This window comes from Streptomyces gobiensis (assembly GCF_021216675.1).
Lineage (GTDB): Bacteria > Actinomycetota > Actinomycetes > Streptomycetales > Streptomycetaceae > Streptomyces > Streptomyces gobiensis.
This window is the reverse complement of the sequence record NZ_CP086120.1, coordinates 3683541-3704084: the sequence shown is the minus strand read 5'-3', so window position 1 is coordinate 3704084 and position 20544 is coordinate 3683541. Positions and strand designations below refer to the sequence as shown.

At 70.5% G+C, this 20544-nt stretch carries 21 protein-coding genes; 12 read left to right on the top strand and 9 right to left on the bottom strand.

Going from position 1 to position 20544, the window contains the following annotated elements; translation table 11 throughout:
• Positions 1-315: 315 nt before the first annotated feature.
• On the bottom strand, positions 316-1746 hold the full coding sequence (locus test1122_RS17340) for an NAD(P)H-quinone dehydrogenase (protein WP_232271951.1): 1431 nt from the start codon (positions 1744-1746) through the stop codon (positions 316-318).
• Positions 1747-1840: 94 nt separating this feature from the next.
• Here test1122_RS17340 and test1122_RS17335 point away from each other — a divergent pair, with 94 nt between their 5' ends.
• The 3 genes from test1122_RS17335 to test1122_RS17325 all read left to right on the top strand — a co-directional run bounded on the left by test1122_RS17335 (position 1841) and on the right by test1122_RS17325 (position 5032).
• Positions 1841-2278, top strand: coding sequence for a gamma-glutamylcyclotransferase family protein (locus test1122_RS17335; protein WP_232270076.1), 438 nt, complete (start codon positions 1841-1843; stop codon positions 2276-2278).
• Between the two features lie 148 nt (positions 2279-2426).
• A complete protein-coding gene (locus test1122_RS17330) occupies positions 2427-3239 on the top strand; it encodes a purine-nucleoside phosphorylase (RefSeq protein ID WP_232270075.1) in 813 nt (270 codons plus the stop codon).
• A 134-nt stretch (positions 3240-3373) separates the two neighbouring features.
• Positions 3374-5032 (top strand): phospho-sugar mutase, encoded by a 1659-nt coding sequence (locus test1122_RS17325; RefSeq protein ID WP_232270074.1) that lies wholly within the window; start codon positions 3374-3376, stop codon positions 5030-5032.
• Positions 5033-5372: 340 nt separating this feature from the next.
• Here test1122_RS17325 and test1122_RS17320 read toward each other — a convergent pair whose 3' ends face one another.
• From test1122_RS17320 to test1122_RS17300, 5 genes are all read right to left on the bottom strand, one after another.
• The gene (locus tag test1122_RS17320) at positions 5373-5639 is read right to left on the bottom strand and encodes a type II toxin-antitoxin system Phd/YefM family antitoxin (RefSeq protein WP_232270073.1); all 267 of its coding nucleotides are present in this window, start codon (positions 5637-5639) and stop codon (positions 5373-5375) included.
• A 253-nt stretch (positions 5640-5892) separates the two neighbouring features.
• Positions 5893-6765: a 5-oxoprolinase subunit C family protein gene (locus test1122_RS17315; RefSeq protein WP_232270072.1), complete on the bottom strand. Its 873-nt coding sequence runs from the start codon at positions 6763-6765 to the stop codon at positions 5893-5895.
• A complete protein-coding gene (locus tag test1122_RS17310) occupies positions 6762-7385 on the bottom strand; it encodes a 5-oxoprolinase subunit B family protein (RefSeq protein ID WP_232270071.1) in 624 nt (207 codons plus the stop codon). Before test1122_RS17310 ends, test1122_RS17315 begins: the two co-directional genes overlap by 4 nt.
• Positions 7385-8194: a LamB/YcsF family protein gene (locus tag test1122_RS17305; RefSeq protein ID WP_232270070.1), complete on the bottom strand. Its 810-nt coding sequence runs from the start codon at positions 8192-8194 to the stop codon at positions 7385-7387. The genes test1122_RS17310 and test1122_RS17305 overlap by 1 nt, the downstream gene beginning before the upstream one ends.
• A gap of 60 nt (positions 8195-8254) precedes the next feature.
• Positions 8255-9514 (bottom strand): Nramp family divalent metal transporter, encoded by a 1260-nt coding sequence (locus test1122_RS17300; RefSeq protein WP_232270069.1) that lies wholly within the window; start codon positions 9512-9514, stop codon positions 8255-8257.
• 131 nt (positions 9515-9645) lie between these two features.
• Between test1122_RS17300 and test1122_RS17295 the strand changes: the two genes are divergently transcribed.
• Positions 9646-10353, top strand: coding sequence for a GntR family transcriptional regulator (locus test1122_RS17295; protein ID WP_232270068.1), 708 nt, complete (start codon positions 9646-9648; stop codon positions 10351-10353).
• On the opposite strand, the gene test1122_RS17290 is transcribed toward test1122_RS17295, so the two are convergent.
• The gene (locus test1122_RS17290) at positions 10339-10971 is read right to left on the bottom strand and encodes a PH domain-containing protein (protein ID WP_232270067.1); all 633 of its coding nucleotides are present in this window, start codon (positions 10969-10971) and stop codon (positions 10339-10341) included. The genes test1122_RS17295 and test1122_RS17290 overlap by 15 nt on opposite strands.
• Before the next feature lie 91 nt (positions 10972-11062).
• Between test1122_RS17290 and deoC the strand changes: the two genes are divergently transcribed.
• Genes deoC through test1122_RS17275 form a run of 3 tightly spaced genes read left to right on the top strand, consistent with a single transcriptional unit; the run spans position 11063 to position 14365 of the window.
• The gene (gene deoC / locus test1122_RS17285; RefSeq protein WP_232271950.1) at positions 11063-12043 is read left to right on the top strand and encodes a deoxyribose-phosphate aldolase; all 981 of its coding nucleotides are present in this window, start codon (positions 11063-11065) and stop codon (positions 12041-12043) included.
• Positions 12044-12051: 8 nt separating this feature from the next.
• Complete coding sequence (locus tag test1122_RS17280; protein ID WP_232270066.1) at positions 12052-13488, top strand: aldehyde dehydrogenase family protein; 1437 nt, start codon at positions 12052-12054, stop codon at positions 13486-13488.
• Positions 13481-14365, top strand: coding sequence for an aldehyde dehydrogenase family protein (locus test1122_RS17275; RefSeq protein WP_232270065.1), 885 nt, complete (start codon positions 13481-13483; stop codon positions 14363-14365). Before test1122_RS17280 ends, test1122_RS17275 begins: the two co-directional genes overlap by 8 nt.
• Positions 14366-14479: 114 nt before the next feature.
• On the opposite strand, the gene test1122_RS17270 is transcribed toward test1122_RS17275, so the two are convergent.
• The gene (locus tag test1122_RS17270) at positions 14480-14851 is read right to left on the bottom strand and encodes a hypothetical protein (protein ID WP_232270064.1); all 372 of its coding nucleotides are present in this window, start codon (positions 14849-14851) and stop codon (positions 14480-14482) included.
• Positions 14852-14975: 124 nt separating this feature from the next.
• Between test1122_RS17270 and test1122_RS17265 the strand changes: the two genes are divergently transcribed.
• On the top strand, positions 14976-15599 hold the full coding sequence (locus test1122_RS17265; protein WP_232270063.1) for a uridine kinase family protein: 624 nt from the start codon (positions 14976-14978) through the stop codon (positions 15597-15599).
• A gap of 24 nt (positions 15600-15623) precedes the next feature.
• Positions 15624-16508, top strand: coding sequence for a LysR family transcriptional regulator (locus test1122_RS17260; RefSeq protein ID WP_232270062.1), 885 nt, complete (start codon positions 15624-15626; stop codon positions 16506-16508).
• Between the two features lie 175 nt (positions 16509-16683).
• Here the strand turns inward: test1122_RS17260 and test1122_RS17255 are convergent, their stop codons facing one another.
• Positions 16684-17475, bottom strand: a complete 792-nt coding sequence (locus test1122_RS17255) for a SigE family RNA polymerase sigma factor (protein ID WP_232270061.1) — start codon at positions 17473-17475, stop codon at positions 16684-16686.
• A gap of 221 nt (positions 17476-17696) precedes the next feature.
• Here test1122_RS17255 and afsQ1 point away from each other — a divergent pair, with 221 nt between their 5' ends.
• From afsQ1 to test1122_RS17240, 3 genes are read left to right on the top strand one after another with little or no spacing between them, the layout of a single operon-like run.
• Positions 17697-18374 (top strand): two-component system response regulator AfsQ1, encoded by a 678-nt coding sequence (gene afsQ1 / locus test1122_RS17250; protein ID WP_232270060.1) that lies wholly within the window; start codon positions 17697-17699, stop codon positions 18372-18374.
• Positions 18371-19900, top strand: a complete 1530-nt coding sequence (locus test1122_RS17245; protein ID WP_232270059.1) for a sensor histidine kinase — start codon at positions 18371-18373, stop codon at positions 19898-19900. The genes afsQ1 and test1122_RS17245 overlap by 4 nt, the downstream gene beginning before the upstream one ends.
• The gene (locus test1122_RS17240; RefSeq protein WP_232270058.1) at positions 19897-20538 is read left to right on the top strand and encodes a hypothetical protein; all 642 of its coding nucleotides are present in this window, start codon (positions 19897-19899) and stop codon (positions 20536-20538) included. The genes test1122_RS17245 and test1122_RS17240 overlap by 4 nt, the downstream gene beginning before the upstream one ends.
• Positions 20539-20544: the final 6 nt, after the last annotated feature.

The window sequence follows — 20544 nt, the reverse complement described above, 5'->3', positions numbered from 1 at the left end:
TCCGCAGCGAAGTCCACCGCTGTTCTTCCAGCCATGCGCCGCCGGCCCCCGGGTCAACTCCCGCTCCACCGACCGCTCGCTCACCCGCGGAACCTTCGCGATCACGGCCGCACGCCGGAAGGCGTGCTGGGTCCTTACTCTTCACCGAGCCGGATGGCTCGGTGAAGAGGACGGCGTACGGCCTCTACTCGGAGGGCGTTCACCTGCTACGTCCACCTAACGCCGTACCGGCACTCGGCCCTGGGCCGGTGCTGGTGTACGGGGATCGGCACCCTGGGGAACTGGGGTGCCGGAGGGTCGGGGGTCGGAGCCGCCCTAGCCCGCGGCCGTCTTACGGGTGTGCAGTTGCCGGGCCACCTCGGCGATCGAGCCCGACAGGGACGGGTACACGGTGAAGGCGTTGGCGATCTGCTCGACCGTCAGGTTGTTGTCCACGGCGATCGAGATCGGGTGGATCAGCTCACTCGCGCGGGGCGAGACCACGACACCGCCGACCACAATGCCCGTACCGGGACGGCAGAAGAGCTTGACGAAGCCGTCCCGGATGCCCTGCATCTTCGCGCGCGGGTTACGCAGGAGGGGCAGCTTGACGGCCCGGGCGTCGATCTTGCCCTCGTCGATATCGGCCTGCGAATAGCCGACGGTGGCGATCTCCGGGTCGGTGAAGATGTTCGCCGAGACCGTCTTGAGGTCCAGCGGGGCCACGGTCTCGCCCAGGAAGTGGTACATCGCGATACGGCCCTGCATGGCGGCGACCGAGGCAAGTGCGAGGACGCCGGTGCAGTCACCGGCGGCGTAGACGCCCGGGGCCGTGGTGCGGGAGACCTTGTCGGTCCAGATGTGCCCGGATTCCCTGAGCTTGATCCCGGCCTCCTCCAGACCCATATGGGCGGTGTTGGGGATCGCGCCGACGGCCATGAGGCAGTGCGAGCCGCTGATGACGCGGCCATCGGAGAGGGTGACCTCGACCCGGTCGCCGACCCGCTTGGCGGACGCGGCGCGCGAGCGCGCCATCACGTTCATGCCACGGCGCCGGAAGACGTCCTCCAGCACGGCCGCCGCGTCGGGGTCCTCGCCCGGCAGCACGCGGTCGCGGGACGAGACGAGGGTGACTCGGGAACCCAGCGCCTGATACGCCCCGGCGAACTCGGCGCCGGTGACACCGGAACCGACCACGATGAGCTCTTCGGGGAGCTCGTCGAGGTCGTACACCTGCGTCCAGTTGAGGATGCGGTCGCCGTCCGGCTGGGCGAGGGGGATCTCGCGGGGGTGGCCACCGGTGCAGACCAGTACGGCGTCGGCGGTCAGCGTCTCCTCGGTCCCGTCGGCCGCCCGTACGACAACCCTGCGCGAACCGTCCGGCGCCTGGTTCGGCTCCAGCCGTCCACGGCCGCGCATGACCCGGGCGCCCGCGCGGGTGACGGAGGCGGTGATGTCGTGCGACTGGGCGAGCGCGAGCCGCTTCACCCGTCGGTTGACCCGGCCGAGGTCCACGCCCACACCGTTCTCGGCGGTGGTCTCGCCGACCGTGATGCCCAGCTCCTGGTAGGAGGAGTCGAAGTTCGTCATCACCTCGGCGGTCGCGATCAGCGTCTTCGACGGCACACAGTCGGTCAGCACCGACGCCCCGCCCAGCCCGTCACAATCGACGACGGTCACTTCCGCGCCAAGCTGCGCGGCCACCAAAGCCGCTTCGTATCCGCCAGGTCCGCCACCGATAATCACGATCCGAGTCACATACTCCAGTGTCTCGTACGCAACGTTCGATCACCCGCCGACCCCCGGCAAGCGGACTTCGGTCACCCCCTTACCCGTACATCCCTCCCGTACCCTCGTGCACATGTCGCTCTACGCCGCATACGCCGGAAACCTCGATGCCCGGCTGATGTCCCGCCGTGCACCGCACTCCCCGCTGCGCTGCACGGGCTGGATCACTGACTGGCGGCTCACCTTCGGTGGCGAGCACATGGGCTGGGAAGGCGCGCTCGCGACGATCGTGGAGGCACCGCGCTCGGAGGTCTTTGTCGCGCTGTACGACATCGCGCCGATGGACGAGGAATCCATGGACCGCTGGGAAGGTGTCGGCCTGGACATCTACCGGCGAATGCGGATGAAAGTGCACACGCTGGACGGCGACGAGGCGGCGTGGGTCTACGTCCTGAACGGCTACGAGGGCGGGCTGCCCTCGGCCCGTTACCTGAGCGAGATCGCCGATGCGGCGGAGTCGGCGGGGGCGCCGCACGACTATGTGATGGAGCTGCGCAAGCGGCCCTGCTGACCGGGACCCGCGGCGGGAGCGCGGCGGGGGCGCGGCGGGGGCGCGGCGGGGTACGAAGGCACAAGGAGCGGTGCCGTTTCTTTGTGGGTTTCACCGCACTCTCGCATCCCTTCTACGCGCGTAGCCGAGAAAGGGCTACCCTCATCGCGTGAACGCATCTGATATCCCCACCGACCCCCACCGCGCCGCCGACGCGGCGGCCGACCGGCTGCGCGAGATCACCGGCGCGGAGAGCCACGACGTCGCCCTGGTGATGGGCTCCGGATGGGTCCCCGCCGCGGCGGCCCTGGGCGAGCCCGAGCACGAGTTTCCGGTCACCGAGCTGCCCGGCTTCCCGCCGCCCGCGGTAGCGGGCCACGCGGGCAAGATCCGCTCGTACAGGATCGGCGACAAGCGTGCACTCGTCTTTCTGGGCCGCACCCACTACTACGAGGGCCGCGGTGTCGCCGCTGTCGCCCACGGCGTACGTACGGCCGTGGCCGCGGGCTGCAAGACCATCGTTCTGACGAACGGCTGCGGTGGTCTGCGCGAGGGTATGCGGCCGGGCCAGCCGATCCTGATCAGCGACCACATCAATATGACCGCCGCCTCGCCGATCGCCGGTGCCAACTTCGTCGACCTGACGGATCTCTACTCACCGCGGCTGCGTGCGCTGTGCCGGGAGATCGACCCGTCGCTGGAGGAAGGCGTCTACGTCCAGTGCCCCGGCCCGCACTATGAGACGCCCGCCGAGATCAATATGATCCGCACCATCGGTGGTGACCTGGTCGGTATGTCCACCGTGCTGGAGGCGATCGCCGCCCGTGAGGCGGGCGCCGAGGTGCTGGGGATCTCCCTGGTCACCAACCTGGCGGCCGGGATGACCGGCGAGCCCCTCAACCATGAAGAGGTCCTGCAGGCGGGCCGCGATTCCGCTGCGCGGATGGGGGCGCTGCTGGCGCAGGTGCTCGGCCGGGTCTAGGCCGCGCCTGGACCGTGGCGGGGTGACCTTTCCCCGATCCCCCAATCCCCTCCCCTTCCCGAAACTGGGGGCTCCGCCCCCAGACCCCCTGGGGCCCGGGGCTCACCCGGGCCCGCTCGTGAGAGGCGCATTGCGTGACGCAGCACCATGACGTGATCGCACAGGCCCGGGCGTGGCTGGCCGAGGACCCGGATCCGGAGACCCGGGAGGAGCTGGCCCAGCTGCTCGACCCGGGCGACCCGGCCGAGCTGGCCGACCGCTTCTCCGGCACGCTGCAGTTCGGCACCGCCGGACTACGCGGTGAGCTGGGCGCCGGGCCGATGCGGATGAACCGTGCCGTTGTCATCCGGGCCGCGGCCGGGCTGGCCGCATACCTCCGTCGGGAGGGCCACGGCGGCGGGCTCGTCGTGATCGGGTATGACGCCCGCTACAAGAGCGAGGACTTCGCACGCGATACGGCCGCCGTGATGGTGGGCGCGGGACTGCGGGCGGCGCTGCTGCCCCGGCCGCTGCCGACGCCCGTGCTGGCCTTCGCCATCCGCCACCTCGGCGCGGTGGCGGGCGTCACCGTGACGGCCAGCCACAATCCGCCACGCGATAACGGCTACAAGGTCTATCTCGGCGATGGCTCGCAGATCGTGCCCCCCGCCGATACGGGCATCGCCGGGGAGATCGCGGCGATCGGTTCGCTGGCCGATGTGGCGCGGGCCGAGGGCGGCTGGGACATCCTGGGCGAGGAGATCGTCGAGGCGTATCTGGCCCGTGCGGAGACCGTCCTCACTCAGGGGTCGCCGCGCGAGGTACGGGTGGTGCACACCGCGCTGCACGGTGTCGGCGGCGACACCGTGTCGGCTGCGTTCGTACGCGCCGGGTTCCCGGCGCCGGTCGCCGTCGCCGAGCAGGCCGAGCCCGATCCTGACTTCCCGACCGTGGCCTTCCCGAACCCGGAGGAGCCGGGGGCGATGGACCTCGCGTACGCCACGGCACGGGCGGTGCGGCCCGACATCATCATCGCCAACGACCCGGACGCGGACCGCTGCGCGGTGGCCGTGCCGGACGGCGGCGGGGCGGGTACCGGCTGGCGCATGCTGCACGGTGACGAGGTCGGCGCGCTGCTGGCGGCGCATCTGGTGCGTAAGGGCGCGACGGGGACGTTCGCCGAGTCGATCGTCTCGTCCTCGCTGCTGGGGCGGATCGCCGCAGCGGCGGGGCTGGGGTACGCGGAGACCCTCACCGGCTTCAAGTGGATCGCCCGGGTGCCGGGGCTGCGCTACGGGTACGAGGAGGCGCTGGGCTACTGCGTCGACCCGGAGGGCGTCCGGGACAAGGACGGCATCACGGCGGCACTGCTGATCGCGGAGCTGGCGGCGGAGCTGAAGGCGGCGGGGCGGTCGCTGACCGGTCTGCTGGACGAGCTGGCCGTCGAGCACGGACTGCACGCGACGGATCAGCTGTCGGTCCGGGTCTCGGATCTGTCGCTGATCGCGGCGGCGATGCGGCGGCTGCGTGAGGCGCCGCCGGTCTCGCTGGCCGGGCTGGCCGTCACCTCGGCGGAGGACCTGAGTGAGGGCAGCGAGGCGTTGCCGCCGACGGACGGTCTGCGCTATCGCCTCTCCGGCGAGGTGGACGCCCGGGTCATCGTCCGGCCGAGCGGGACGGAGCCGAAGCTGAAGTGCTACCTGGAGGTCGTCGTCCCGGTGGCGGATGAGGGGGCGCTTTCCGCTGCGCGGGAGCGCGCGGCGGGTGTGCTGGCGCGCTTGAAGTCCGACTTCGCGGTGGCCGCGGGTATCTGACGGCGGGGCTTTCCCCTAACCCTCCCCCAGCTACCTCCCCCAGACTCCGTCTGGGAGGTGCCCCCAGGAGGTGCCCCACCTTCCCGAAACTGGGGGCTGTCGCCCCCAGCCCCCGGGTCCGGAAGTCCCTCAGGTGTCAGGGCATCCGGCCGATGTGAATCACGGTGATGCTGACCACGGCATCGGCTACCTCGTACATCAGGCGTTGGCGGCCGATGTGGACGCGGAGCATGTCAGGTGACCCGTACGCGTGAGCACCTGTGGGACGCGGGCTGTGCGCAAGCGCGTTCACGGCGTCTGATCTTTTGCTTGGCGGACGCGCGCCACTCGACGCGGTAGGTCACGCGGCGTTGCCCCGGGGCTCGCCCTCGGCTTCGCGGACCACATGGTCGTGCGAGACGGTGGTCACCGTGCCGGTGGTCTTCTCCAGCTGGTACTCGGCCAGAGCGAGGCTGTCTTCGAGGTCGGCGAGCTCCTGTGGATTGATCAGTATGGCCGCGATGTGCCCATGGTCGGTGATGGCGACGCGCTCGCGGGAATGGGCAGCCCGACGCACCAGCGTGCCGAAGTTCGCGCGAGCCTCAGTCATGGAGTACGTGTCACTCATGTCGAGAACTGTACAGTTCTCGACATTCCTGTACTCGGCATTCCTGTGTACGCAGGAGGCCCGCTACCGGCCAGCTACCTCCCCCAGCTAACGCTGGGCGGTGCCCCCAGGGCGGTGCCCCAGGAGGTCCCCACCTTCCCAGAACCGGGTGCTTGCACCCCGGCCCCGGGCTCCGGGCTCCGGGGGTCTGGGGGGCGTCAGCCCCCCAGTTTCGGGAAGGGGCCGGGATTGGGGAATCCTCGCCCGGCGGACGTCAGGTGCGTGTTCGGCCTCGTCCCCGGAACAGCCGGAAGGTGATGTGCTGGCCGGGGCGGGTCTGGGCGGCCAGGGGGAGGTCGGTGGTGGTGACGACGCCGATGACCGGGTAGCCGCCGGTGACCGGGTGGTCGGCGAGGAAGAGGACAGGCTGACCGTCGGGCGGGACTTGGAGGGCGCCGGGGACCATCGGCTCGGGGGGCAGCTCGCGGGGGACGCGGCGTTGCAGGGCTGGGCCGCGGAGCCGGAGGCCGACGCGGTTGCTGTGCTCGGTGACCTCGTAGGCGGCCGAGGTGAGTTGTGTGAGGGCGCCGGGGGTGAACCAGTCGTCGCGGGGGCCGGGGGTGACCCGTAGTACGGGCTGGTCGGGCCAGGGGGACTGGGGAGCCAGGTCGATGGCGGGGTGCGGGAGTGCGGTGGTGCCGATGGGCAGGGTCTGGCCGGGCTCCAGCGGGGCGGGGCCCAAACCCGCCAGTACGTCCGTAGCCCGGGCGCCCAGGACTTCCGGGACGTCGATGCCGCCCCGGATGGCCAGGTAGGTGCGCAGTCCGTGGGCCGGGTGCCCGATACGGAGCCGCTGGCCCGGGGCGGCGGAGAGCGGGGCGTACATATCCACCGGGCGGCCGTCGATGCGGGCCGGGCAGGGAGCTCCGGTGAGGGCGACAAGGGTGTGGCGGGTGAAGCGGGCGGTGAGACCGCCGTGGGTGAGTTCGAGCCCGGCGGCGCCCTCGGGGTTGCCGACGAGCCGGTTCGCCAGGCGGAGGCTGGGCCGGTCGGCGGCGCCGGACCGGCCCACGCCGAGGTGGGCCAGTCCGGGGCGGCCAAGGTCCTGGATGGTGGTGAGCGGGCCCGGGATGAGGATCTCGATCACGCGGTCACCCCGGCGAACTCAACAAAGCGGACGCGGGTGCCCGGTGCGAGGGCCATCGGCGGATCGTGGTCGAGGTTCCAGACGGGCAGATCGGTATGGCCGATGATGCGCCAGCCGCCGGGTGAGGAACGGGGGTAGACCGCCGTGAACTGCCCGGCCAGCGCGATGGCGCCGGCCGGGACCCTGGTACGCGGGGTGGCGTGGCGCGGCACCTGAAGCGCCGGGTCGAGGCCGGTGAGATAGGCGAACCCGGGGGCGAAGCCGGAGAACGCCACGGTGTAGTCGCTCGCTTGGTGCCGGGCGATGACGGCGCGGGGGCTCATTCCGGTGAGCTGGGCGACCTGGGCGAGGTCATCGCCGTCGTACCGGACTGGGACCTCCACCAGCCGGTCGGTGGTGTGTACGGCATGTGCCAGGTCGAGGCGCCGCACGTCGCTGGTCAGCCGGTCGATGGTGGTACGGGCCGGGTCGTAGCGGATGAGTACCGTGTGCGCCGCGGGCACGAACTCGGTTGTGCCGTGGGGCGGTTCCTGGCGCAGCGTGGTGTACAGGCTGAGGACCTGCTGGGGCTCGTCGAGTTCGACGAGTGCCGCGTGGTCGCCGCAGGGCAGGACGCGCATCAGGCCGCCGCCCGGCCCGTGAACGGGGCCAGCCCGACGCCCGCGTCGGTCAGGCCCTGCCGCACCCGGCGGGCGATCTCAACGGCCTGGGGTGTGTCGCCGTGTACGCAGATGGAGCGCGCGGGCACCGAGAGCGCCGTACCGTCGACGGCGTCGATCTTCCCCTCGGTGGCCAGGCGTACGCAGCGGTCCGCGATCACTTCGGGGTCGTGCAGGACCGCGCCGGGGAGGCGGCGGGAGAGCAGTTGCCCGTCGGCGGAGTAGGCGCGGTCGGCGAAAGCCTCCGGCACACCGGTGAGGCCCGCCGACTCGGCTGCGCGCAGCAGCTCCGAGCCGGGCAGGCCGAGCACCGGCAGGCGCGGATCGTAGCGGCGTACCGCCTCCACCACCGCGCCTGCCTGGCCGGGATCGGTCATGGCCGTGTTGTACAGCGCACCGTGCGGCTTGACGTATCCCACCCGTTCACCGGCCAGCCGGGCGAATGTGTCGAGCGCGCCGATCTGGTAGAGGATCTCGTCGGTGAGCTCGGCCGGGTCGACATCGATGCGCCGCCGTCCGAAACCGGCCAGGTCCCGGTAGCCCACATGGGCGCCGATGGTCACCCCGTCGGCGGCTGCGCGCTCACAGACCCGGCGCATGATGGTCGGGTCACCGGCGTGGAAGCCGCATGCGACGTTCGCGCTGGTCACCAGGGGCAGCAGTGCGTCGTCGTCACCCATGCGCCAACTGCCGAAGCCCTCCCCGAGATCGCAGTTGAGATCGATGAGCCGATCGATGAGCCGATCGTGCTTGTCGCGCTTGTTCGACATGGTGGAATTCGCTCCGGATGTAGTCAGCCGCGCAGCCGCGTCGGCCCGTGTCAGCCCGTGTCAGCCCGCGATGCCGAGTGCGCGCAGGATGTTGAAGAGGCCGAGGCCGGTGGCTATGAGCACCACGGCGCAGCCCAGCACATTGCGGGTGAGGTTGTTGCGGTAGCCGCCGAGCAGATCGCGGCGGTTCATCACCCTCAGCAGGAACACCGCGATGACCGGCAGGCACAGCCCGTTGGCCGCCTGGGCGAAGAGGATCGCGGCCACCGGGTTCTCGCCGAGCACCGCGAACGCCGTGCCCGCGAGGATCACCAGCGCCCACACCGTACGGAACCTGGCGGACTTCAGGTCCGGCCGCCAGCCCAGCGCCCCGCTGACCGCGAAGGCCGCCGCCAGCGGTGCGGTGATGGCGCTGGTGAGACCGGCGGCGAACAGCCCGGCCGCGAAGAAGCCCTGGGCCGCCGGTCCGAGCAGGGGCTCCAGCTGAGCGGCCATATCGGCGGCGCTCTCGACGCGGAGCCCCTTGGCGAACATGGCCGTCGCCGCGGTGGTGATCACCGCAAGGGTGATCAGGCCGCCCAGCCCGATGGAGAGATAGGTGTCGCTGCGCGCCTCCGTCAGCGCCCGGTCGACGGGTGTGTCATCGGTCCACTTCTGCCGTACGGAGCTCGCGTGCAGAAACAGGTTGTACGGCACGACGGTGGTGCCGATCAGCGCGATCACCGTAAGCGTCGCGCCCGAGGGCAGTTGTGGCACGAGCCCGCCGAACAGCTCCGTCAGATCCGGCCGTACGATCACCGCCGTCGCCACGAACACCACGCTCATCACGACGACGAGGGTGATCACCGCGCCCTCGATCAGGCGGTAGGTGCCGGTCAGCAGCAGGACGAAGGCCGTGATGCCGACCACCCCGGCCCACAGCTGTGGCGATGCCCCGGTGAGCGCTTCAAGTCCCAGGCCCGCGCCGGTGAGGTTGCCGGTCTGGAAGGCCGCGTTGCCGAACGCGATCGCCACCACGACCAGCGTGATGGCGCCATAGGACACGACGGGTTGGCGGAAGGTCGTACGCAGCGCCTCGCCGAGGCCGCCCCGGCTCACGATCCCGAGGCGGGCCGACATCTCCTGCAGCACCATCGCCGCGCCGATGGAGAACACCAGCGCCCACACCAGCGCGAAGCCGAAGTCGGCACCGGCGATGCTCGCGGTGGTGACCGTCCCGGGGCCGATGAAGGCGGCGGTGACCAGCAGCCCCGGTCCGAACCTGCGGGGCTTGGGGCGTTGCGTCTCGGTTGGCTTGACTTGGCTGACAGGTTCGCTCATGGCGGGGCTCCTCACTGGTTGAAAACCGCGTCCAGGCACCTGCTTTGAGACCCCAACGTAAGGATCGTTCAACAATCCTGCAATGGTTGCGTAGAACCTTTCTTGAGTAGGCTGTCCGGCGGGAGGTAACCGTGGTGGCAGCACGCGCAGCGGAGTCCGGTGATTCAGCCGCCTTCGCCGAGCTGGCGGGCGACCGGCCGCTGCTGGGCCGGACCAGCACCGTCGAGCGGGTCGCGGAGATCCTTCGGGCACGGATCATCGAAGGTCTGCTGCGGCCCGGCGCCCGACTGTCCGAGGAGGCCATCGGCGGTGCGCTCGGCATCTCCCGGAACACCCTGCGCGAGGCCTTCCGGCTGCTCTCCCATGAACGCCTCGTGGTACATGAGCTCAACCGGGGCGTGTTCGTCCGCACCCCGACCACGGCCGACGTCGTCGACCTCTTCCGGGTCCGCAGGCTCATCGAGACGGCCGCCGTAGGGGGTGCCGCCGACGCGATGAGCGACGAGCGGCTGCACGCGCTGCGAGCGGCCGTGGCGGAGGGTGAACGGGCCGCCGCCGAGCAGCGCGGAGCGGACATCGGCACCGCCAATGTGCGGTTCCACCAGGCCATCGCCGCGCTCGCCGGGAGCCCGCGCATCGACGAGCTCATGCGCCAGCTCCTCGCCGAACTGCGCCTGGTCTTCCACGTTGTGGAGAACCCAGGGAAGCTCCATGAGCCATACGTCAAGCGGAACCGCGAGATCCTGACCCTGCTGGAGGCCCACGATGTCACCCGGGCACAGCGCGCGCTCGCGGCCTACCTCGACGACGCCGAGAAACAGCTCCTAGCCGCGCACTGACGCGAGGATCACGACAAGGGCGATGCCGCCCACCACGAGCGGCGCGAGGATCTCGTACGCCCAGCGCGCGGAGGGCGTGCCCGTGCTGTCGGCATGCCGCTCGGCAAGCTCACGGAGCTCGGCGACCGCCTCATCACTCGGCGCCTTCCGCTCGGTCGCGCTGTCCTCGATATGCCTCATGCCGAGCAGCCCCCGCATGGGCTGCCCACCGGGCCGCCCGCTCGCCAGCCGCTCATTGTGCCGCTGCGCCTTCTTCCGGTCGCGCAAGGAGACCGGGATCGCCCAGAGCTGGTACTTCTTGCCGTCCGCGATGACCTCACTGGAGTAGCCCGCCCGTACGGTGTCGACCGTGGCCCACGGCAGTGTGACCGTGCGGAACGGGTTACGGATCCGCAGCCGCTCCGGGCCCGCGTAGACCGCGGGCCGCAACGTGAAGGCGACGACCAACGGCACTGCGAAGAGCATCGCCGCCGCCGCGACTACGGGCGTACGGCCCTCACCACGGATCATGGCGTCACCGCCCAGCCAGGCGGCCAGCGCGAGCAGCAGTACCCCTCCCGCCAGGGCGGCGCCGGAGCGATAGCAGCGGTCGGCGTACGTGGGCGGCTCACTCGTCATACGCCCGATTCTGCCCGACGGCGGCGATGCGGATATGAGGGCAGGGGGGATGACAGGCCGCTACGCGCGTAGATATGCTCAGCTGGTGACCATGCCATCCACGCCCACGGCGGTACCCGCACTGGCGGACGCCACCGCGTCCGATTCCGCGCTGCGCCGCTATCTGCACGGCCTGCCCGGTGTCGACACGGTTGGCCTCGAAGCCCGCGCCGCATCCCTCGGCACCCGCTCGATCAAGACCACATCGAAGGCGTACGCCATCGACCTGGCCATCTCGATGATCGACCTGACCACCCTCGAAGGGGCCGATACGCCCGGCAAGGTCCGGGCGCTCTGCGCCAAGGGGATCAACCCGGACCCGACGGACCGCGGCACCCCCAAGGTCGCCGCGATCTGTGTCTATCCGGACATGGCGGCCACCGCCAAGCAAGCCCTGCTGGGCGGCGGTGGCCCGGACGTCAAGGTCGCCTCTGTCGCCACCGCCTTCCCGGCGGGCCGGGCCGCGCTGCCGGTCAAGCTCGCCGACACCAAGGACGCGGTGGAGGCCGGGGCCGACGAGATCGACATGGTGATCGACCGGGGCGCCTTTCTGGCCGGTCGCTATATGCAGGTCTTCGAGGAGATCAAGGCCGTGAAGGAGGCGTGTGCGCGCCCGCAGGGAGACGCGGCCCGTCTGAAGGTCATTTTCGAGAACGGCGAGCTGTCCACCTACGACAACATCCGCCGCGCCTCCTGGCTGGCGATGCTCGCGGGGGCCGACTTCATCAAGACATCCACGGGCAAGGTGGCGGTGAACGCCACTCCCGCCAACACCCTGCTGATGATGGAGGCCGTGCGTGACTTCCGCGCCGCGACCGGCGTCCAGATCGGGGTGAAGCCCGCGGGCGGCATCCGGACCACCAAGGACGCGATCAAGTACCTGGTGATGGTCAACGAGACGCTGGGCGATGACTGGCTCACCAACGAATGGTTCCGTTTCGGCGCCTCCAGCCTGCTGAACGACCTGTTGATGCAGCGCCAGAAGCTGCGCACCGGCCGCTACTCCGGTCCCGACTACGTAACGGTGGACTGAGACACACCATGGCAATGGCTTTTGAATACGCACCCGCACCCGAGTCCCGCGCGGTCGTCGACATCGCGCCCTCCTATGGGCTCTTCATCGACGGCGAGTTCCGCGCAGCGACCGGCGGCAAGGTCTTCAAGACCATCTCGCCCGCGAGCGAAGAGGTCCTCTCCGAGGTCGCCCAGGCGAGCCCGGAGGATGTCGACACGGCGGTGAAGGCCGCCCGTAAGGCCTTCGAGAAGTGGTCGGCGCTGCCCGGCGCGGAGCGCGGCAAGTACCTCTTCCGAATCGCCCGCATCATCCAGGAGCGCTCCCGGGAGCTGGCCGTCCTGGAGACGCTGGACAACGGCAAGCCGATCCGCGAGACCCGCGACGCCGACCTTCCGCTCGTCGCCGCGCACTTCTTCTACCACGCGGGCTGGGCCGACAAGCTCGGCCACGCGGGCTACGGGCCGGATCCGCGGCCGCTGGGCGTGGCGGGGCAGGTCATCCCCTGGAACTTCCCCCTGCTGATGCTGGCCTGGAAGATCGCCCCCGCGCTGGCGACCGGCAACACGGTCGTTCTGAAGCCCGCCGAGACGACCCCGCTCTCCGCGCTGTTCTTCGCGGACATCTGCCGTCAGGCGGGTCTGCCGAAAGGTGTCGTCAACATCGTCACCGGCGACGGTTCGACGGGTGCCGAGCTGGTGGCGCACCCCGGCATCAACAAGGTGGCGTTCACCGGTTCCACGGCCGTCGGCAAGGAGATCGCCCGTACGCTCGCGGGGACGGACAAGAAGCTCACCCTGGAGCTGGGCGGCAAGGGCGCGAACATCGTCTTCGATGACGCCCCCATCGACCAGGCCGTCGAGGGCATCGTCACCGGCATCTTCTTCAACCAGGGGCAGGTCTGCTGCGCGGGCTCCCGCCTACTGGTCCAGGAGTCCGTCCACGACGAAGTGCTCGACTCCCTCAAGCGCCGTCTCCAGACCCTCCGGATCGGCGACCCGCTGGACAAGAACACCGACATCGGCGCGATCAACTCCGCCGAGCAGCTGGCCCGTATCAAGGCCCTCGCCGAGACCGGTGAGGCGGAGGGCGCCGAGCGCTGGTCCCCTGCCTGCGAACTTCCCACCTCCGGCTACTGGTTCGCGCCCACGCTCTTCACCGGCGTCACACAGGCGCACACGATCGCCCGCGACGAGATCTTCGGCCCCGTGCTCTCGGTGCTGACCTTCCGTACGCCCGATGAGGCGATCGCCAAGGCCAACAACTCCCCCTACGGCCTCTCCGCGGGCATCTGGACGGAGAAGGGCTCGCGCATCCTGGCGATGGCGGGCAAGCTCCGGGCGGGTGTCGTCTGGGCCAATACGTTCAACAAGTTCGACCCGACCTCGCCCTTCGGCGGCTACAAGGAGTCGGGCTTCGGCCGCGAGGGCGGCCGCCATGGTCTGGAGGCGTACCTCAATGTCTGACCGACTCAGCGTCCTGAAGACCTACAAACTCTTCATCGGGGGCAAGTTCCCCCGTTCCGAGAGCGGGCGGGTGTACGAGGTGACCGACTCCAAGGGCAACTGGCTGGCGAACGCTCCCCTGTCGTCCCGTAAGGACGCCCGCGACGCGGTTGTCGCCGCGCGTAAGGCCTTCGGCGGCTGGGCGGGCGCCACCGCCTACAACCGTGGCCAGATCCTCTACCGCGTCGCCGAGATGCTGGAGGGCCGCCGCGACCAGTTCATCGCCGAAGTGGCCGACGCGGAAGGGCTGTCCAAGCCCAAGGCGACCGCCCAGGTGGACGCGGCCATTGACCGCTGGGTCTGGTACGCGGGCTGGTCCGACAAGATTGCCCAGGTGGCGGGCGGCGCCAACCCGGTGGCGGGCCCGTTCTTCAACCTCTCCACCCCGGAGCCCACCGGCGTGGTCGCCGTCCTGGCCCCCCAGGACTCGTCCTTCCTCGGTCTGGTCTCCGTCATCGCCCCGGCGATCGTCACCGGCAACACCGCCGTGGTGGTCCCCAGCCGGAAGTCCCCTCTCCCGGCGCTCTCCCTCGGCGAGGTGCTGGCCACCTCCGATCTCCCGGGCGGCGTGGTCAACATCCTGTCCGGCAAGCCCGCCGAGCTCGGCGCCCCGCTGGCCGCACACCAGGACGTCAACGCGATTGACCTCGCGGGGGCGGAGCCGGAGCTGGCCAAGGAGCTGGAGATCGCGGCAGCGGACAACCTCAAGCGCGTTGTCCGGCCCCATGCCGCGGACTGGTCCGCCGACCCGGGTACCGACCGGATGCTCTCCTTCCTGGAGACCAAGACGGTCTGGCACCCCACAGGCAGCCTGGGCGCCTCCGGCTCGTCCTACTGACGCGCTCCTCCTACTGACGCGCTCCTTCTACGACGCCGTTCGTCCTGCCGGTGCTCGGCACAAACCGCCCCGCTCCCCCGCCGTCCGGGGAGCGGGGCTCGCACGTGCCCCCGGTCACCCGGGGAGCAGGCGGGTTACGTCGGCGGTGAGGGGGAGGTCGGACAGGGTGCCGCCGCCGGTGATGGGGTCCGTTGCCGCTCCGCTGGTGACCGGCTGGAAGTCGGCGATCTGGGCGCCGACCACATTGTCGAGGGGGTCCACGCCGGTGTTGGCCAGCGGGTGGAGCTGCAGTCGCTTCAGCGGGGTGAGGGCATGGCCCACCGTGGTCTCGGGGTCATCGAGATTGATGATGTCGGCGTGTGCCCCACCGGCCCCGCCGAGGACCGCCGCGCCCGCAGCGGTGAGGGCGAGTCCGGCGCGCAGCAGCTTCGGGGTGCCGGTGCGGGCGTGACGGGTGTGACGGGCGTGACGGGTGTGCGAGGCCATGAGCCACCTGCCAGGGTCGCTAGGTAATCGGGCGGACTCGGAGAGTAGTTGAGCACGCCCGGCAGGTCACGCCGCCAGTCCCTGGGGGTCACCCGGTCGGCTGAATGCGGGACAATGGCGTCTCGTGAACGACACCGCCCGCGTGATCCTGCTGACCGGCCCCTCCGGCTCTGGGAAGTCCTCGCTCGCCGCCCGTACGGGCCTGCCCGTGCTGCGCCTCGACGACTTCTACAAGGAAGGGGACGACCCCTCGCTGCCGCGGATCGCGGGCGGAGCCAGCGGCAGCGGAGGCGGAGGCGATACGGACTGGGACGCCCCCGGGTCCTGGGACGCCGAGGCCGCCGTGGCGGCGGTGCGGGAGCTGAGCGAGACGGGGCGTACGACCGTGCCGGTGTATGACATCGCGGCCAGTGCCCGGGTCGGAAGGGCCGAGATCGAGCTGGCCGGCTCGCCCCTTTTTATCGCGGAGGGGATCTTCGCCGCGGAGATCGCCGGACGCTGCCAGGAGCTGGGGCTGCTCGCTGACGCACTGTGTCTGCGCGGGCGCCCGGCGACGACCTTCAGGCGAAGGCTGGTCCGCGATGTGCGGGAGGGGCGTAAGTCACTACCGGTGCTGGTGCGGCGGGGCTGGCGCCTGATGCGGGCGGAGCCGGCCATCGTCCGGCGGCATGCCGCGCTGGGTGCCTATCCCTGTCGCAAACAGGAGGCGTTGGCCCGGATCGCGGAGGCCAGCGCGCTTACGGTTTGACGACCGGGGCAATACCCTCCGCGCATGTCCCCGACCCTGCAGCAGTTGCGCTATCTCGCGGCGGTGGCCGACTGCCGCTCGATCACCGGCGCGGCCGCCGCCGTCTATGTCGCCCAGCCCGCGCTCTCCAGGGCGATCCAGGCCCTGGAGCGGGATCTGGGGGTGGAGCTCCTGATCCGTACCGGCCGTGGTGTGGAGCTGACCCCGGAGGGGGCCAGGGTGGTGCGGCTGACCCGGATCGTGCTGAGCGCCGTCGACGCCATTGAGGACATCAGCCCGGCGCGTGGCCATGGCGCGCTGTCCATCTCCGCGACACCCACCCTCGCGATCGACCTGGCGACCGCGCTGCTGCCCGGCTTCACCCAGGCGCACCCGGGGGTCCGGGTACGGCTGGTCCAGTACGACAGCCGGGAGGCGGTGGCCCAGTCGCTGCGGGACGGTGACAGCGCGCTCGCGCTGGTCGATCTGCCGGTGGACAAGGAGCTGGCCAGCTTTCCCTTGCAGGAGCGCGAGGTGGTGCTGATCTCGCCGACGGGGACCAGGCTGCCGGATCCGATGCCGTTCGACCGGCTGGACGGGCTGCCGCTGGTGCTGCCGACGCCCGGCACCGGGCGGCGTACGGAGCTGGAGGAGATGTTCGGGCGGCTCCGGGTGCGCCCGATGGCCGCGCTGGAGGTGGATGAACGGCTCGCCTGGGTCACCGCCGTAAGCGCCGGGCACGGCTCGCTGATCTGGTACCGGGATACGGCGGTACGGGCCTTTGGGAACCGGGTGGAGATACGGTCCTTCGTACAGCCGTTGCTGCGGCCGGTCGGCATCGCGCACGCCCGGCGGGCGCTGGACCGCGACGCGCGGGCCTTCCTCACGTACGTCCGGCTGGGCGGGCCGGTCCGGGAACCGGCCCGGTAGGGGCGGGCCCCGTAGTGACAGCCCAGGCATACATGAGAGAGCGGGCCCGGTCAGACCCCCCGGCCGACCGTGCCCGCTCTCGCCCCCGTTGTCCCCTTATTCCCTTATCCCCTGTTCCCTCGGGTTGCCCCGCTTTCTTCCTCCCCCGGCTCCCCCGGCTCCGTGCGGCAGGCCGTCAGGCGACCAGCTCGCCGAAGCACTCCTCCTGGTCCCGGCCGAAGGCCAGTACCTCGTCATCGCGCAGCCGGCGCAGCGAGCGCCAGATGCTGCTCTTCACGGTGCCGACGCTGATGCTGAGGATGTCGGCGATCTCCGGGTCCGTACGGCCCTCGTAGTAGCGCAGCACCAGCATCGTGCGCTGCAGCTCGGGAAGGCGCGCGAGGGCCTGCCAGAGAACGGCGCGCAGCTCGGTGCCGCGCATCGCGTCGTACTCTCCGGCGGCCGGCGCCTCGGGCAGCTCCTCGGTCGGGTACTCATTCAGCTTGCGGCGGCGCCATGCGCTGATGTGCAGGTTCGTCATGGTGCGGCGGAGGTAGCCGCCGACGGCCGCCTTGTCGCTGATCCGGTCCCAGGCGCGGTACGTGGAGAACAGCGCGCTCTGCAGCAGATCCTCGGCCTCGAAGCGGTCACCGGTCAGGTGGTAGGCGGTGGCGTACAGGGAGGCGCGGCGCTCACGTACATAGGCGGTGAACTCCGCCTCGGAGACCGCGTCCTCGCGGCTTCCGTCCCTGTCCGCGCCCTCCCCCTGGCGGTCCCCCCGGGCCGCCGTTGTTGCGCCATCGGTCACCGCGGCGATATACGCCGGGCGCTGACGCCCGGTGCCGCGAGCGCACCCCCGCCCTCCCCCAAGCTTGGAGGTGCCCCCATCAGCACCGGACTTCTCCGCGCTCCGGGCGACCGGAACCGAAGTGGTGTGCAGACGCGTGTGCAGAACTGCGCTGGTCTTGGTTCCGTGCAGTGTGGTCATCTCGCGCCTCCCTCGGAAAGCCAGCCCGTCGCTTGCCTTGTGACCAACACACTGCCCGGCCAGTTTCATGACTGGGTCCCCCGACTGTCACAGCGCTGTCACGGAACCCGGTTGCGGGGTTGGCGAGAGTCGTTGTGGTTACTGTGGGTGGTGGGTTATGTGGGGTTCTGCTCTGTAGCGGGGTTCGCCCCCGTACCGCCTGATGGGCCAGAATGGCGCGCGTGCCTTTCCTGTTGCTGATCGAGGACGATGACGCTGTCCGTACCGCCCTGGAGATGGGTCTGACCCGTCAGGGCCACCGCGTGGTGACCGCCGCGTCCGGCGAGGACGGCCTCAAACTGCTGCGTGAGCAGCGCCCCGACCTGATCGTGCTGGATGTGATGCTCCCCGGAATCGACGGCTTTGAGGTCTGCCGCCGGATCCGGCGCACGGACCAGTTGCCGATCATCCTGCTGACCGCCCGCAGCGATGACATCGATGTGGTGGTGGGCCTGGAGTCGGGCGCCGACGACTACGTGGTGAAGCCCGTGCAGGGCCGGGTGCTCGATGCCCGCATCCGCGCGGTGATGCGGCGTGGTGAGCGGGAGTCCAATGACGCGGCGGCGTTCGGCAATCTGGTCATCGACCGTTCGGCGATGACGGTGACGAAGAACGGCGAGGATCTGCAACTGACCCCCACCGAGCTGCGGTTGCTGCTGGAGCTGAGCCGACGGCCCGGTCAGGCGCTGTCCCGGCAGCAGCTGCTGCGACTGGTGTGGGAGCACGACTATCTCGGTGACTCGCGGCTGGTGGACGCCTGTGTCCAGCGGCTGCGCGCGAAGGTCGAGGACGTGCCCTCTTCCCCGACCCTGATCCGTACCGTGCGTGGGGTCGGTTATCGGCTGGACACACCCCAGTGAGCCGACGGCCCAGCCGGGTACGGCGCTGGCTGGCCGGGATACTGCCGAGCCTGCGGCTGCGGCTGGTGGTGGTCTTCGCGCTGGTGGCGCTGACCGCCGCGGTGGCGGCCTCGGGGATCGCGTACTGGATCAACCGTGAGGCGGTGCTGACCCGCGCGCAGAACGCCGCGTTGAACGACTTCCGCAAGACGCTGGGCGATCACGCGGGCACCCTCCCGCCACGGCCGGAATGCGACCAGCTGAAGGAAGCCGCCGAGGCGATGGCGAACACCACCCAGAACTACGAGGTGGTGCTCATCGACCGGCAGGAGGACGGTGCGCCGTGCGCGGTGACCTCCGGTGAGAAGTTCACGCTGGCCGCGGTGCCGAAGAAGCTGCAGGAGGCGGTGAACAAGGAGCGCCCGGTGGATGCCGCCAATACGGCGCCCTACCACCTCTACTGGCAGCGGATCACCCAGGGTGACACCCCGTATCTGGTGGGTGGCGCCACCGTCATCGGGGACGGTCCGACCGGGTACATGCTGAAGTCCCTTGAGCCGGAGCGGGACGACCTCAACTCGCTGGCCTGGTCGCTGGCGATCGCCACCGGACTGGCGCTGATCGGCTCCGTGCTGCTGGCGCAGGCGGCGGCCTCGACGGTGCTACGGCCCGTACAGCGGCTCGGCGACGCGGCGCGGCGGCTGGGTGAGGGCAAGCTGGACACCCGGCTGAAGGTGTCCGGGACGGATGAGCTCGCCGAGCTGTCCAGAACGTTCAACCGGGCGGCGGAGTCGCTGGAAGAGCGGGTCGCCGACCTCAGCACCCGGGAGGAGTCCAGTCGGCGCTTTGTCGCGGATATGTCGCATGAGCTGCGGACACCGATGACCGCGATCTCCGCGGTGACCGAGGTGCTGGAGGACGAGCAGGACAACCTCGACCCGATGATCGCGCCCGCGGTGCAGCTCGTGGTGAGCGAGACCCGTCGGCTCAACGATCTGGTGGAGAACCTGATGGAGGTCACCCGCTTCGACGCGGGGACGGCCCGGCTGGTGCTCGACCATGTGGATGTCGCGGACCAGATCACGGCGTGTATCGATGCCCGCGCCTGGCTGGACGCGGTGGAGCTGGACGCGGACCGCGGGATCATGGTGCGGCTCGACCCACGGCGGCTGGATGTGATCCTGGCGAATCTCATCGGCAACGCGCTCAAGCACGGCGGCTCACCGGTGCGGGTGTCCGTGCGGACCGCGGACGACAGCCTGACGGTGGAGGTCGCCGACCAGGGTCCGGGCATCCCGGAGGATGTGCTGCCGCATGTGTTCGACCGCTTCTACAAGGCCAGCGCGTCCCGGCCGCGTTCGGAGGGCAGCGGTCTCGGTCTGTCGATCGCCCTGGAGAACGCCCATATCCACGGCGGAGAGATCACGGCCCGTAACGCACCGGAGGGCGGCGCGGTCTTCACCCTGCGGCTGCCCCGCGACGCGTCGCGGGTGGCACCGAACGACGACGCCGACTCCGATTCCGACGAGGAGGAAGAAGAACGGTGACCACTGCCCGTATGACGGTGGCCACCGCGCTCGCCGTGGCCGCCCTTGCCGGATGCGGGATCCGGCCCACCAGCCTGCCGGTGGACGCCGGGCCGGCACCGTCGCGGGTGGCGTGCGCGGTGCGTGGCGGGGATACGGAAACCAGGCAGCCCGGGCAGCCCGAGCCGAACGGGGAGACCGGGGAGACCACAGGTGCGGTGGAGGTGCGGATCTCACTGGTGTGCAGCTCGCGCGTCGTCGATGTGGAACGGCGTGTGGAGCTGCCCCGGAGCGACTCCGCCCGGGCCCGGCTGACGGTGGCCCGTAAGCTCCTCGACGAGTTGCGGCGCGAGCCCGGTGAGGAGGAGCGGAAGGCGGGGTTCATCACCGCCGTGCCGGACGGTCTGCGGGTGAGCGAGCCCGCCGAGGGCGACGACAAGAGCGCGCTGCGGCTGAGCCAGCAGCCGGACCGGCTGCCGTCCTTCGCTCTCGCACAGATCGTATGCAGCTACGCCGGGACGCGGCTCGCCGATATGAACCGCCAGGTGCTGCTCGGCGGCCCCGCGGACGAGGACGCCACATCGCTGCGGCTCTATGAGTGCGGCACCGCCCTGCGCACCACTACCGAGGCGGCCGAGACGGCCGGGGTGCCGTTCTAGTGACGT